Annotated in this window: 12 protein-coding genes; 7 read left to right on the forward strand and 5 right to left on the reverse strand. The window is 66.8% G+C overall.

Annotated features, from left to right (window positions below; genetic code table 11):
• The 3 genes from purN to APM_RS09680 all read left to right on the forward strand — a co-directional run.
• The coding region (gene purN, locus APM_RS09675; protein WP_007423187.1) for a phosphoribosylglycinamide formyltransferase at window positions 1-540 on the forward strand (540 nt) is incomplete at its 5' end.
• 140 nt (window positions 541-680) lie between these two features.
• Complete coding sequence (locus APM_RS22025) at window positions 681-842, forward strand: hypothetical protein (protein ID WP_154653547.1); 162 nt, start codon at window positions 681-683, stop codon at window positions 840-842.
• Window positions 843-912: 70 nt separating this feature from the next.
• Window positions 913-1815, forward strand: a complete 903-nt coding sequence (locus APM_RS09680; RefSeq protein ID WP_013640876.1) for an EamA family transporter — start codon at window positions 913-915, stop codon at window positions 1813-1815.
• 6 nt (window positions 1816-1821) lie between these two features.
• Here the strand turns inward: APM_RS09680 and argF are convergent, their stop codons facing one another.
• Window positions 1822-2763: an ornithine carbamoyltransferase gene (gene argF, locus APM_RS09685; protein WP_007423189.1), complete on the reverse strand. Its 942-nt coding sequence runs from the start codon at window positions 2761-2763 to the stop codon at window positions 1822-1824.
• On the reverse strand, window positions 2760-3956 hold the full coding sequence (locus APM_RS09690; RefSeq protein WP_035186632.1) for an aspartate aminotransferase family protein: 1197 nt from the start codon (window positions 3954-3956) through the stop codon (window positions 2760-2762). Before APM_RS09690 ends, argF begins: the two co-directional genes overlap by 4 nt.
• Window positions 3957-4137: 181 nt before the next feature.
• Between APM_RS09690 and APM_RS09695 the strand changes: the two genes are divergently transcribed.
• A complete protein-coding gene (locus tag APM_RS09695; RefSeq protein ID WP_013640877.1) occupies window positions 4138-5643 on the forward strand; it encodes a Ppx/GppA family phosphatase in 1506 nt (501 codons plus the stop codon).
• Here the strand turns inward: APM_RS09695 and APM_RS09700 are convergent, their stop codons facing one another.
• Window positions 5644-6174: a DUF2147 domain-containing protein gene (locus tag APM_RS09700; RefSeq protein ID WP_007423192.1), complete on the reverse strand. Its 531-nt coding sequence runs from the start codon at window positions 6172-6174 to the stop codon at window positions 5644-5646.
• Window positions 6175-6395: 221 nt separating this feature from the next.
• On the opposite strand from APM_RS09700, the gene APM_RS09705 reads away from it, so the two are divergent.
• The 3 genes from APM_RS09705 (at window position 6396) to clpA (ending at window position 10366) form a co-directional block, all read left to right on the forward strand.
• Complete coding sequence (locus tag APM_RS09705) at window positions 6396-7391, forward strand: lipid A deacylase LpxR family protein (RefSeq protein WP_007423193.1); 996 nt, start codon at window positions 6396-6398, stop codon at window positions 7389-7391.
• 100 nt (window positions 7392-7491) lie between these two features.
• A complete protein-coding gene (clpS, locus tag APM_RS09710) occupies window positions 7492-7821 on the forward strand; it encodes an ATP-dependent Clp protease adapter ClpS (protein WP_131493908.1) in 330 nt (109 codons plus the stop codon).
• A gap of 217 nt (window positions 7822-8038) precedes the next feature.
• Window positions 8039-10366 (forward strand): ATP-dependent Clp protease ATP-binding subunit ClpA, encoded by a 2328-nt coding sequence (clpA, locus tag APM_RS09715; protein ID WP_007423195.1) that lies wholly within the window; start codon window positions 8039-8041, stop codon window positions 10364-10366.
• 63 nt (window positions 10367-10429) lie between these two features.
• Here clpA and APM_RS09720 read toward each other — a convergent pair whose 3' ends face one another.
• Both APM_RS09720 and APM_RS09725 read right to left on the reverse strand, forming a co-directional pair.
• A complete protein-coding gene (locus APM_RS09720) occupies window positions 10430-12169 on the reverse strand; it encodes a hypothetical protein (protein ID WP_241763136.1) in 1740 nt (579 codons plus the stop codon).
• An 88-nt stretch (window positions 12170-12257) separates the two neighbouring features.
• The coding region (locus tag APM_RS09725) for a heterodisulfide reductase-related iron-sulfur binding cluster (protein ID WP_007423197.1) at window positions 12258-13252 on the reverse strand (995 nt) is incomplete at its 5' end.

Raw genomic sequence — 13252 nt, forward strand, 5'->3', positions numbered from 1 at the left:
TTTCCGGCCGAGATCGCGATCGTGCTGTCGAACCGGGCTGCGGCGCCGGGGCTCGAGACGGCCCGCAGCGCCGGCATTCCGGCGAGGGCTATTCCGGCGCGGGATTTTGGCGCGGACCGTGCGGCGCATGAGGCGGCGATCGATGCGGCGCTGCGCGAGGCGGGATGCGAACTCGTCTGCCTCGCCGGTTTCATGCGGTTGCTGACGCCATTTCTGGTCGGCCGCTGGGCCGGGCGGATGCTGAATATCCACCCCTCGCTGTTGCCGGCGTTTCCGGGGCTCGACACCCATGCCCGCGCGCTCGCCGCCGGTGTGAGGCTGCATGGCTGCACCGTTCATCTCGTGACGGAAGTGATGGACGAGGGGCCGATACTCGCGCAGGCGGCGGTTCCCGTGCTGCCCGGCGATACCGAGGCGAGCCTGGCAGCCCGTGTGCTCGTCCAGGAGCATAGGATCTATCCGCAGGCGTTGCGCAACCTCATCTGCGGCGAACAGGTGCCCGCCGACCCACGGGCCAGTCTACTCAACCCTTGCGTTTGACTGCGGGACGCAATATCAACCGGAGAAGTCACAAGGATGTGTTTCGCCGTTGCGGGGGCGCGGCCATGTCCGGCGTGGCTGCGAGAGAACACAACGGTCACGCAAGGTGACGGCGGCAAGAAAGGTTCAAGGCACGTATGATGGCTGACACGGAAGGCCCCAAGAAGTTCCCGATCGGTCTGGAACAGCTTGAACAGTCCAGTCAGACGGGCTGGAATAGCTTCTCGCGCTTCATCACGGTCACCACGATCTGCGTGATCGTCACCATCCTGCTGATCGCCGCCTTTACCGTCTGGAGCTGACGCCGGACCGTCTCCGCCGCTTCGTCCTGGCACGCCCGGCCGTGCCGCCACGTGTCAGACAAGGTCGGTCGTGAGCGAGTCGCAAGTTCTAAGTCCGCGCCATGCATTGCTCGCTCTGGCCGTCGTGGCCGTGTGGGGCACGAATTTCGTCGTCATTCGCCTGGCTCTCGACCAGTTTCCACCGTTTCTCCTTGCCGGACTGCGCTTCACCCTGGCAGCCGTGCCGGGTGTTTTCTTTCTGCCTCGGCCGCGGGTGAAGTGGTCCAATCTTGCCGCCTACGGCCTGCTGATCGGCGCCGGCCAGTTCGGCCTGCTGTTCTTCGCGATGGACGGGCGGATTTCCCCCGGCCTCGCCTCGCTGGTGATCCAGACACAGGTCTTCTTCACGATCTTTCTCTCGATGGCGCGCATCGGCGAGCGTCTGCGCGTCTTTCAGATCGTCGCCTGTCTGCTCGCCGTCGCGGGCATCGGTGTGATCATGCGGCATGTGAGCGGCGGGACAACCCTGTTCGGCCTGCTGCTGGTGCTGCTGGCCGCCTCGTCCTGGGCGATCGGCAATATCGTTGCGCGGGAGAGCGGGGCGCGCAACGCGCTCGCCTATGTCGTCTGGTCGAGCCTGTTCGCCGCTCCGCCGCTTCTTCTCGTTGCGCTGCTGCGCGAAGGGCCGGCGGCGATCCTCCATTCGGTGACATATGCCACGCCCGCCGGCTGGCTAGCGGTGGTTTGGCAATCGGTCGGCAATAGCTGGTTCGGCTATGGCAGCTGGGCGTTCCTGCTGGCGCGCTACCCTTCGGCAACCGTCAGCCCGATGGCGTTGCTGGTGCCGGTGTTCGGAATGGCCGCCTCAGTGTTCTGGCTCGGCGAACCGATGCCGGCCTGGAAGCTGGGCGCGGCCGGGCTGGTGTTTGCCGGGCTCGCGATCAGCGTGTTCTATCCGCGCTGGCGGGCGGCGCAGCGGCTGCGGACGGCCTGAACCGGATCACGCCGCGCCGAGTGCCCAGGCCAGGATACCTTGCTGGGCAAAGAGTCGGTTTTCCGCCTCGTCGAACACGACCGATTGCGGACCGTCGATGACGCCGGCGCTGACCTCCTCGCCGCGATGGGCCGGCAGGCAGTGCATGAAGATCGCATCCGGCGCCGCTCGTGCCATCAACGCCTCGTCCACCCGGTATGGGGCGAGAATGTTGTGCCGGCTCTCGACGTCCTCGTCACTCATGCTGACCCAGGTGTCGGTGGTGACGCAGCGCGCGCCTTCAACGGCCTCGGCCGGGCTGGTGGTGAGCTGGATGTCGGCGCCCTGCGCGCGCGCCCAGGCGAGTGCCTCGGCGTCGGGTAGCAGCTCTTCCGGACACGCGAGGCGGAGCTGGAAGCCGAACCGGGCCGAAGCCTCGATCCAGCTCTTGGCCATGTTGTTGCCGTCGCCGATCCAGGCGATGCGCTGGCCGGCGATCGGGCCGCGCTGTTCCTCGAAGGTCATCACATCCGCCATCACCTGGCAGGGGTGGGAGCGCTCGGTGAGTCCATTGATCACCGGCACGGTGGCGTGTGCTGCGAGTTCGCGCAGCTTTTCCTCACGGTCGGTGCGCAGCATGATTCCGTCGACATAGCGGGAGAGCACGCGGGCGGTGTCCGCCACCGTCTCGCCGCGGCCGATCTGCATTTCACGCGAGGAAAGCATGATCACCTCGCCGCCGAGCCGGCGCATGCCGATCTCGAAGCTGACGCGGGTGCGGGTGGAGGGCTTCTCGAAGATCAGCGCCAGCGCCCGCCCCGCGAGCGGATGGCCGAGCGCGCGGCCGGCGCGCTTGAAGCGCGTCGCCGTGTCCAGCATGTGGCGCAGCGTCGGCGTGTCGAGCAGCGACAGATCGAGGAAATGGCGCGGCGCCGCGGGGGGGCGGCCGGTATCGATGGCCGCGCTCATTGCGCGGCGTCCCGGGCGGTGGCCGGTTTGCAGCGCCGGGCCGCGGCGTCAAGCCGGGCCAGGGCCTCGTCCACCTCGGCATCGCGCACGATCAGCGGCGGCACCAGGCGCACGACGTTGTCGCCGGCGGCGACAATGAGCAGCCCTTCGGCGAAGCAGGCGTTCTGCACCTCGCCGTTCGGCACCGTGCAGACCAGCCCCTGCATCAGCCCCTGGCCGCGCACACCGGAAAACACATCTGGATGGCGGGCGGCGAGTGTCTCCAGTCCGGCGCGCAGGCGCCGGCCGGTGCGCTCGACCGCATCGAGGAAGCCGGGGGCGAGAACCGTGTCGAGCACGGCATTGCCGGCGGCGCAGGCAAGGGGACCGCCGCCATAGGTCGTGCCGTGGCTGCCGGGCACGAGGCTGGCCGCGACCCGTTCGCCCGCGAGCAGGGCGCCGAGCGGAAACCCGCCGGCGATGCCCTTGGCGGTGCTGACCGCATCCGGCACGACACCCGCCCATTCATGGGCGAAGAGCTTCCCGGTACGGCCCATGCCGCACTGCACCTCGTCGAAGCCGAGCAGAAGGCCGAACTCGTCGGCCGCGGCACGCAGCCCGCGCAGATATTCCATTGTCGCCGGGCGGATGCCGCCTTCGCCCTGGATCGGTTCGACCAGGATACCAGCGGTCTCGGGCGTTATGGCGTCACGCAGCGCGTTGAGATTGTTGAACGGCACATGGTCGAAACCGTCGACCGGCGGGCCGAAGCCCTCGAGATATTTGGGGTTGCCGGTCGCGCTGATCATCGCCAGCGTGCGGCCGTGGAACGCGCCCTGCGCGCAGATGACGCGGTAGCGCTCGGGCTTGCCCTCGCGCGCCATGGTCTTGCGGAAGGCCTTGACCAGAGCTTCGTTCGCCTCGGCGCCCGAATTGCAGAAAAAGACGCTATCGGCGAAGCTCGCCGCGACGAGGCGGGCGGCGAGGCGTTCGGCCTGCGGCACGCGATAGAGATTCGAGACGTGGATCACCTTCGCCGCCTGATCGGCAATCGCCCGGGTCAGGCCGGGATGGCCGTGGCCGAGCGAGGAGGTCGCGATCCCGGCGCCGAAATCGAGGAATCGTCGGCCGTCGGCGGCCGTCAGCCAGGCGCCTTCGCCGTGGCTGAACTCGACGTCGATCCGGTTGTAGTTCGGCATGAGGGAAGGGATCATGTCGTGGTCACTTTCTTTCGCAACCACGCTATTGTGCGGAGCCGGGCCGCCAAGTCAAACGCGAAGGGGCGCTCAGGGGTGGCAAATGCCTTCCGGCGCGGCTGGGTTGCGAATAGCGGCGGTCTGCGTCACGGGCCACACCCCCCTACCGTCCGTACTCCGGCTGCGCTACGCAGACGACATGACGCGCATGCTTCACGAACCGGCGCCCGGCGCTTTGCGCCGCCGCGCCGTCGTCGATCTCGGGTCGAATTCGGTCCGTCTCGTGGTTTTTCAGGGCGAGTCCCGAAACCCGATGCAGATCTTCAACGAAAAGGCGGTGCTGCGCCTCGCGCGCGGACTGATCCGCACCGGCCGCCTCGATGAGGCGGCGATGGACGAGACGGTGACGGTAATGCGTCGCTACGGGGCCATCGCCCGCGCCATGGGGGCCGCCCCCTTCGAGGCGCTGGCGACCTCGGCCGTGCGCGATGCCGAGAACGGGCCCGATTTTGTCGCCCGTCTCGAGGCTGAGATTCCCGGCCTGAAGGTCATCATCCTGAGTGGCGAGCAAGAGGCGAGGCTGTCCGCCGAGGGCGTGTTGTGCGGCATTCCGGGGGCGGACGGCATTCTCGCCGACCTCGGCGGCGGTTCGCTCGAACTCGTGCGCCTGTCCGAAGGGCGGATCGGCCCGGCGGCGACGGTGCCGATCGGCGTGATCCGACTGGCCGAGCGCGCCCAGGAAGACCGCGCCCGGGCCCGCGCGATCGTGTCCGACGAGCTGGCGGGCGTGCCCTTTCTCGGCGATGGCGAGGGGGGGGATCTGTTCGTGTCGGGCGGGGCCTTCCGTGCGCTGGCGCGCATCCATATCGCCCAGACCGGCTATCCGCTGGCGATGGTGCACCACTACACGGTCGGCCGGGACGAGGCGCGCGACCTGTCCGCGGTGGTCGGCGATGCCAGCCGCAAGCTCATCGAACGAATGCCGGGGGTGGCGCGCAAGCGGATCGACGATCTGCCCTTTGCCGCCATCATCCTGCGCCGCCTGCTGCGCGCGACGGGGGCCAGCCGTGTGGTGTTCAGCGCCAACGGCCTGCGCGAGGGCTGGTTCCTGCGCCAGTTGCCCGAGGCGATGCGCACCCAGGATCCGCTGATCGCGGCCGGCCGGGACCTCACGGTGGGGCTGCTGCGCGACCCTGCTTTGCCCGGCGCGCTGATTGCCTGGACAGCGACGCTGTTCCCCGACGAATCCGCCTCGCACCGAAGGCTGCGTGAAGGGGCGTGCTGGTTCTCCGATATCGGCAATCACGAACATCCGGAATATCGCGCCGAGCAGGCCTTCCTGCGGGTGCTGCGGCAGACCGGTGTCGGGCTCGACCATCACGCCCGCGCCTTTCTCGCTCTCACTCTCGCGCTGCGTTACGAGGCGCCGGTGGAAAGCGCGTTTCTGGCGCCGGCCCGGGCGCTGCTCGACATGGCGACGGCGCGGCGCGCCGAAACGCTGGGGGCGGCGTTGCGCCTCGCCTACACCCTGTCGGCCGGCACGCCGGCGCTGCTTGCGGCGACGAGACTGCTACGCGACGACAGCCGGCTCGTTCTGTTTCTCGATGCGCGGAGTGGGGTCTTCGCCGGCGATCCGATCGAGCGGCGCCTGGCGAGGCTGGGCTCGCTGGTCGGGCTCGAGGCCGAAATCCGCGCGGCGGGGTAATCACTCCCGCGCGCGGCCGCCATTCCGCCCGGCGGCGGCGATCTGGGTCTGATCGATCCGGCAGGAGTCCGGCACCTGTCCGTCGTAGCGCATCCAGTGCCGCGTCTCACCAAAGATCGGCAGGCCGATATAGCCGCGCAGCGCCAGCTGGCCCGCGCGGTCGACGCGGAATTGGGCGTGGTAACGGTTGCCATTGCGCGGATTGACGATGCGGCCCCGCCAGAGCTCTCCGTTGCGCCGAACGGATGGACGGATCAGCTCGAACCCGCATTGGGGCCGGCCTTGCCAGTCAACTGGCATACGCGCGCCGCTATCGAGCATGATGCCGACGATGCGTCCACACAGCGCCTTCCCATCATGACAGCGCGCAATGCGGACCACGGCGCCCCCCTCGCCGGTCAGCCAGTCGCCAACAGGCGAGGCCGCGCGCGCCAATACGGGTGTTGCGAGCACCACGGCCAGAAGGGCCAGCCCCAGCACGATACGCCGCAGGGCTGCCCGGCCAATTCGTTCGGTATGAGACCTGATCACGAGGGTTATCATTTGACCGTGAAATGGTTGCTCATCCGGCGGTGAAAATCGCAAGTCTTCACATGTGTCTTATGCGCATCCCGATGTCTTTTCGGCGGCAGCTGTGTCCCGCATTCAACACTTGACTTGCAATCGTTCCACCGGGAACGATTTCTCCCTCGAACATTTTTCCATCCTTCGGGCTGCCCCTGCGGTCCGATCATCCAAGCAGGACGCTCCAGATGAACCGAATCCTGGCCGCTCTCGCCACGTCCGTCTCCATGCTTGCGCTGATTCCCGCGCCGGCCCGTGCGGGGGGAACGTTCCCAAGCGGCATCTGGACGCTGCAGGACGAGAACGCGTCGATCAGCACGCAAAGCCTGACCGATCGCTTTTATGTGAATGGATTTCATCTCGGCTGGACGTCGAATCCAGGGGCGGTGCCGCAGGGCTTGGCGGCGTGGGGGCATGCGGTGCTCGGCCAGGGGCGCCAGCGCGTCAGCATCAGCCTCACCCAGAAGATCTTCACGCCGGCGGCGACCACGCTGATCAACCCGCCGGTCAATGACGAACCCTATGCCGGTTCGCTGCTGGCAAGTTTCAGCCTCATCCAGGACACGCACCGGACGCGGACGATCATGGGGTTCGACACCGGCGTGTTCGGGCGCGATGCCGGGGCCGAGATCGTCCAGAACACGACGCATGCGATCATTGGCCAGGGGCGGACGCATGGCTGGGCCTATCAGTTGCCGAGCGAGCCGGCCTTCGATCTGTTCGCCTCCCGCATCTGGCGGCTGCCATTGACGAGCCCGGGCGCTGGGTTGGAGGCCGATGCGCTGCCGCAGATTTCGGCAATGGCCGGCACCACCGAAATCTATGCCGAACCGGGCGTGGTCTTCCGCGTCGGCGAGGGGCTCGGCGCCGATTTCGGCGCGCCCCTGATCAGCCCCGGCCCGTCCGGCGGCGATGCCTACAGCGCACGCCGCTTTGCCTGGTATGTCTTCGCCGGCGCCGGGGCGAAGCTGGTCGCGCATGACGAATATCTGCAGGGGACGCTGTTCCAGCCGAGCCGGTCCGTGCAGCCCTACCGGGTGGTCGGCTCGGTCGAGGCCGGGGTGGCGGTCATCTGGCGCGGAGTGCGCCTGACCTACACGCAGGTGTTCCAGACCGAGCGCTTCCATGGGCAGACCGGCGGGATCCACGAATACGGCTCGTTCGCCGCTTCGGTCCGCTTCTGACCGGACCCCTCACGGCGAATCGACGGTCGGCGAAAATTTTCTCTTTCCCACCGCCGGGGCGTATGGATAGGATATGGTGGTGAGGACCGAGAATACGCTGATGTCAGGCTCAGATCGTCGAGGAACCGGAAACGGGTTGGGCACCGGAGTGGCGACCAGGACGCGCACGAAAACGCGCAAGCCGTCCCTGTACAAGGTGTTGATGCTGAACGATGATTACACGCCGATGGAATTCGTCGTTCATGTGCTTGAGCGGTTCTTCGGCAAGAGCCGCCAGGAGGCCGAGCGGATCATGCTGCATGTGCACCGGCGGGGTGTCGGGGTGTGCGGCGTGTTCACCTATGAGGTTGCTGAAACCAAGGTGACGCAGGTCATGGACCTTGCCCGCCAGAGCCAGCATCCTCTGCAGTGCACGATCGAGAAGGAATAGGGCGGTGCAGGCCGCCGCCGGGCGCGATGATGGCATGGAAGTGTTGTTCCCGGTCACTATTGCGAAAGATTTTCGGCGTATCATGTCAGTATTGCGACAGGCCTGTTGAAGGACATTGGAAACCGGCCTGACGAAAGGACCGCGGCTTGGGCCGCATCGGGCTTGACCAGGGTGGCACGGGCTGCCCGACGGAAGACCGGCTTGGAGAGTATCGGATATGCTGTCTCGCAATCTTGAACAGACGCTGCACCGGGCCCTCGGCTTCGCCGCTGAGCGCCGGCATGAATATGCGACGCTGGAGCATCTTCTGCTGGGCCTGATTGACGACGCCGATGCGTTGACGGTGCTGCGCGCCTGCGGTGTCGACATTGAGCGCCTGCGCCGCGAGACGACCGAATTCCTTGACAAGGAACTGGCCGGACTTGCCACCGACCGTGGCGGCGACCCGAAGCCGACCGCCGGGTTCCAGCGCGTCGTGCAGCGTGCCGCGATCCACGTGCAGTCGTCCGGTCGGGACGAGGTGACCGGCGCCAATGTGTTGGTCGCGCTGTTCTCGGAGCGTGAGAGTCATGCCGTTTACTTCCTGCAGGCGCAGGACATGACCCGGCTGGACGCCGTCAATTTCATCAGCCATGGCATCGCGAAGTCGCCCGGCCGCTCCGTGCCGCGCCCCCCTTCGGGCAGCGCCGAGGGCACGGAGGCCGAACCCGAGCAGAAGCCGAAGCGCGGACAGGACGCACTGGCGAATTATTGCGTCAATCTCAACAAGAAGGCGCAATCCGGCAAGATCGACCCGCTCATTGGCCGCGAAACCGAGATCGAGCGGACGATCCAGATTCTCTGCCGTCGTTCGAAGAACAATCCGCTCTTCGTCGGCGATCCCGGCGTTGGCAAGACCGCGATCGCCGAGGGCCTGGCCAAGCGCATCGTCGACGGCGAGGTCCCGGAAGTGCTGGCCAAGGCGACGATCTATGCGCTCGACATGGGGGCACTGCTCGCCGGGACACGGTATCGTGGCGATTTCGAGGAGCGGCTCAAGGCGGTCGTTTCCGAGCTTGAGGCCATGCCCGGAGCGGTGCTGTTCATCGACGAAATTCATACCGTTATCGGCGCCGGTGCGACCTCCGGCGGCGCCATGGATGCCTCGAACCTGCTCAAACCGGCGCTCTCATCCGGCGCGCTGCGTTGCATTGGCTCGACGACTTACAAGGAATTCCGCTCCTATTTCGAGAAAGATCGCGCACTGGTGCGCCGGTTCCAGAAAATCGACGTGAACGAGCCCTCGATCGATGATGCGGTAAAGATCCTGCGCGGCCTCAAGACGACCTACGAGAAGCATCACAAGGTCCGCTACACCGACGAGGCGATCCGCGCCTCGGTCGAGCTTTCGGCGAAATACATCCACGACCGCAAACTGCCGGACAAGGCGATCGATGTGATCGATGAGGTTGGCGCCTCGCGGATGCTGCTGCCCGAGAACAAGCGGCGCAAGACCGTCACGTTGCGCGATGTCGAGGAAATCGTTGCCAAGATCGCGCGGATTCCGCCCAAATCGGTTTCGGCCGACGACAAAGAGACTCTGCGCACGCTTGAGCGGGATCTCAAGTCGATGGTGTTTGGCCAGGATTCCGCGATTGAGGCGTTGTCCGCGGCGATCAAGCTGGCCCGCGCGGGACTGCGCGACGCCGAGAAGCCGATCGGCTGCTACCTCTTCTCCGGCCCCACAGGCGTCGGCAAGACCGAGGTTGCCCGCCAGCTGGCCTCCACCCTGGGGATCGAGCTGACGCGGTTCGATATGTCGGAATACATGGAACGCCATTCGATCTCCCGCCTGATCGGTGCGCCGCCGGGCTATGTCGGGTTCGACCAGGGCGGCCTGCTGACCGATTCGGTCGACCAGCATCCGCACTGCGTGCTGCTGCTCGATGAGATTGAAAAGGCACATCCAGACCTGTTCAACATCCTGCTGCAGGTCATGGATCACGGCAAACTGACCGACCACAATGGCAAGACGGTCGATTTCCGGAATGTGATCCTGATCATGACGACGAATGCGGGAGCGGCCGATATGGCGAAGACCGCGATCGGCTTCGGTCGTGATGTGCGTCTCGGAGAAGACGAAGAGGCGATCAAGCGCCTCTTCACCCCGGAATTCCGCAACCGGCTCGACGCGGTCATTCCGTTCTCGGGGCTCACACCGGAGATCGTCGCCCGAGTGGTCGAGAAGTTCGTCATGCAGCTTGAGGCACAGCTTGCGGATCGCAACGTGACGATCGAGCTTTCCTCGGCCGCAAAGGAATTCCTCGCCGAGCGTGGTTACGATCCGCTTTACGGCGCGCGGCCACTGGCCCGTGTGATCCAGGAGCAGATCAAGAAGCCGCTCGCCGAGGAGCTGCTGTTCGGCCGGCTGGCAACCGGCGGCGGCGTGAAGGTGACGGTTCGTGACGGTGAACTGGCTTTCGACATTGCCGAGGCACCCAAGCCCGCGCTTCCAAAGCCGGATGGCGACCAGGAAGAGTCGGCGCCGCCGCAGGAAGTCGACTGAAGGTTTCTTTCATTGGAACGGGATGGGCCGGCACGCGCAAAGGCGTGCCGGTCTTTTCTTTTGTCAGCGCGCCGAAATCCGGATCCGGTATAGTCGATAGCCACCGGCATGCCCGAGCGGTTGCAGCCAGGAAGGCGTCTGGCCCGACGTAAGCAGGGGCCAAAGGGCGTCGGCGGCGGCTCCGTGACCGAGAGCCGAATGTGCTCCGTCAGCCCGGCAGAACAAGACGAACGCCGCGCCTGTCGACCGTACCGCAGCTGGCTCGGCCACGCCCGCCGGAGTGCGCCACGCCTTCCAGTCGCGCATGAAGGCGCGGAGCCCATGATGATAAAGTGAACCCACGCCGATGACCCGTGTCCGGTAAAGCAACTCCGGTACCAGGCTGGGATCTGTCAGCACGATCCGGCCGGTTGCGGGGGCCAGCAAGGCGGAAGCTGCGCGAAGAGAACAGCGTTCCTGGTTGCCCGGCGTCGCGCTTCGGCCCGCGGCCAGCGCCAGCGCCGGAACATAGGCGAGAACGACCGGAAGCCAGACCAGCCCCAGACGCAATGTCGCCGCTCGCCGCGGCGTTGAGGCAAAACGGGCGGAAATATCGTGCAGCGCGACGGGAGCCAGTCCGGCCGCGAAGGCGGCCGGATATTGCTGGAAGATCATCATCCGCGCCGTAAGACCCGCCGCGAGCGTCAGCCCGACGGCGGCAATCAGCCAGATGCCCGCAAAGGCCGGTAGGTGTCGGCACCGCCAAAAGCGATGGAGAATGTATCCCAGCCCGAGCAGTGCCGGACCGAGCCGGCTGGCGGCGAGCGCCAGTGTGTCGGTCGGCTGGTCCTCGTTGATGCTGCCGAAGAAGATGTGCATCGCCTTTGCGGGGATCAGGCCGTAGGGCCCCAGCGCCACTTCCGGATACGCCGCCAGCCAGACCGCGAAAACACAGGTGGCGCCGATGAGGCCGAGCGAGGCACGGCGCGTTTCCGGCGCATACCGGTCCAGCCAGGCGAGCCCGGCGCAACTGGTCGCGATCGCAAGCCCAAGCATGGCGTAGACGATCGACAGCCTGTCGATCTCCGGCGTCAGCATGCCGCCGTGCGGCGGGTCGATCCAGAGCGCGAACCATAGTGTTGCCGCGAATCCTGCGCCAATCCGGACCAGGATGAAGCCAAGGCGGCGGAACAGCCACAGATAGCCGAGCGCGCCAAAGCCGAGCACCACGAATGGCATTGTCTCCGGCATCATCCAGATCGCCAGCCCGCCCCACATACCGGCGGCCCAGGCCATCCGCCTGTCTCCCGCGCCGGCGCGCAGCGTGCAGCCAATGGCGATGGCGGTCAGCGCGACCTGCGCAATGTGGTAATGCACGATGCCGACAACGTTGAAGCTGCGGATGCCAGGCAGCAGCGGCGCGATGATTGCCGGCGCCCAGATCCATCGGCCTCCGGTCAGTGGGGAGGCCGCGAAAGCAAGGCCGACGGCGAGCAGCCCGGCCGAGAGCGGGCCGGTGGCCACGCCGGCCGCGAAGAGCGCGCGGGTCCAGCCAATGAACGGGGCGAGAGGGGCCGCAAGCGCGACGATGACTGCATCGAAAAGTCGCGACCATTCCACGACCAGAGGGTGACCCGAATCGTCGCCCAGAACGATGTTCACGAGATGTCCCGCGGCGAAACCCTGGCGAATTCTGACCAGGCGCATGTAACTGTCAGGATCGAACAACGTGCCGTGCAGAACGGCAGGGATCGTCCGTGCCGAAGCAAGGATCGTAATGGCGGCGGCGACCAGCGCAAGCGCGGTACAGGTTGCGGCAGACAAGGTTGCCCTTCGATCCTGTAACCGGCCCGCCGCTTTCATGCCGCGGTTATTTCACACCACAGCCTAACAGATAATGAATCAGGCGGAATCAGCCGCCGGTTGGCAGCCGGGCCGGGCGGGGGCCGCCGGCCATCCAGTCCAGCAGTTCCACGGTATGGATCGTCGGCAGACCGTCGCCGGCAAGCTGGGTGAGGCAACCGATATTGCCGGCAGCGATGAGGTCCGGCTTGAGGGCGTGCAACGTCCCGAGCTTGCGCGCGCGCAACTGTTCGGACATTTCGGGCTGGAGGATGTTGTAGGTGCCGGCCGAACCGCAGCACAGATGCGGGTCGCGCGGCTCGGCGACGGCGAAGCCGGCGCGGCGCAGCAAGGTTTTCGGTGCATCGGTGACCCGCTGACCGTGCTGCAGCGAGCAGGCCGCGTGATAGGCCACCGTCAGCGGCGCAGCGAGTGTGCGGCTCGGCTGGTAGTCGAGCCGGACCAGAAGTTCGGTGATGTCGACCGAGAGTTCGGAAATACGCGCGGCATCCGCCGCTTCCGGCGTGTTGCGGAGCAGGAAGCCGTAATCCTTCAGCACCGTGCCGCAGCCGGACGTATCGGTCACCACGGCATCCAGCCCGCCGGCGCCGATCTCCCGCGTCCAGGCGGCGACATTGGCGCGGGCGAAGCCGAGCGCCGCTTCGTGCCGGCCGAGATGGTGAGTGAGGGCGCCGCAGCATCCGGCGCCGGCGGCGACGACGACCTCGACACCCATCCGGTTGAGCAGGCGGATCGTCGCGTCGTGAATGCCGGGGTCGAGCACCTGCTGCGCGCAGCCGGCGAGCAGGGCGACGCGCGCGCGCCGCTCTCCGTGTGCGGGGAAGACGCCGGGCCGCTCCGTCGAGCTTGGCGGCGGCAGCTTTGCGGGGGCAAGATCGAGCATGGCGCGCATCCGGCGCACCAACGTGCCCTCACCCCGCACGAGGCTGCGGCCGAGCCGGCCGAGCGCCGCCGCGCGCAAAGCCGCGCGGAAGCGGGTGGGATAGGGCAGGATTGCCGCGAGCAGGCTGCGCAGCGCACGGTCATGCGCCGGGCGGTCATAGG

It is taken from the genome of Acidiphilium sp. PM (assembly GCF_000219295.1).
GTDB classification, from domain to species: domain Bacteria; phylum Pseudomonadota; class Alphaproteobacteria; order Acetobacterales; family Acetobacteraceae; genus Acidiphilium; species Acidiphilium multivorum.

Bases quoted from the DNA above. Each gene is read 5' to 3' on its own strand.
- APM_RS22025 (WP_154653547.1), top strand. From the start codon at position 681: ATGGCTGACACGGAAGGCCCCAAGAAGTTCCCGATCGGTCTGGAACAG.
- argF (WP_007423189.1), bottom strand. From the start codon at position 2,763: ATGAGCGCGGCCATCGATACCGGCCGCCCCCCCGCGGCGCCGCGCCAT.
- APM_RS09690 (WP_035186632.1), bottom strand. From the start codon at position 3,956: ATGATCCCTTCCCTCATGCCGAACTACAACCGGATCGACGTCGAGTTC.
- APM_RS09695 (WP_013640877.1), top strand. From the start codon at position 4,138: ATGACGCGCATGCTTCACGAACCGGCGCCCGGCGCTTTGCGCCGCCGC.
- APM_RS09705 (WP_007423193.1), top strand. From the start codon at position 6,396: ATGAACCGAATCCTGGCCGCTCTCGCCACGTCCGTCTCCATGCTTGCG.
- clpS (WP_131493908.1), top strand. From the start codon at position 7,492: ATGTCAGGCTCAGATCGTCGAGGAACCGGAAACGGGTTGGGCACCGGA.
- clpA (WP_007423195.1), top strand. From the start codon at position 8,039: ATGCTGTCTCGCAATCTTGAACAGACGCTGCACCGGGCCCTCGGCTTC.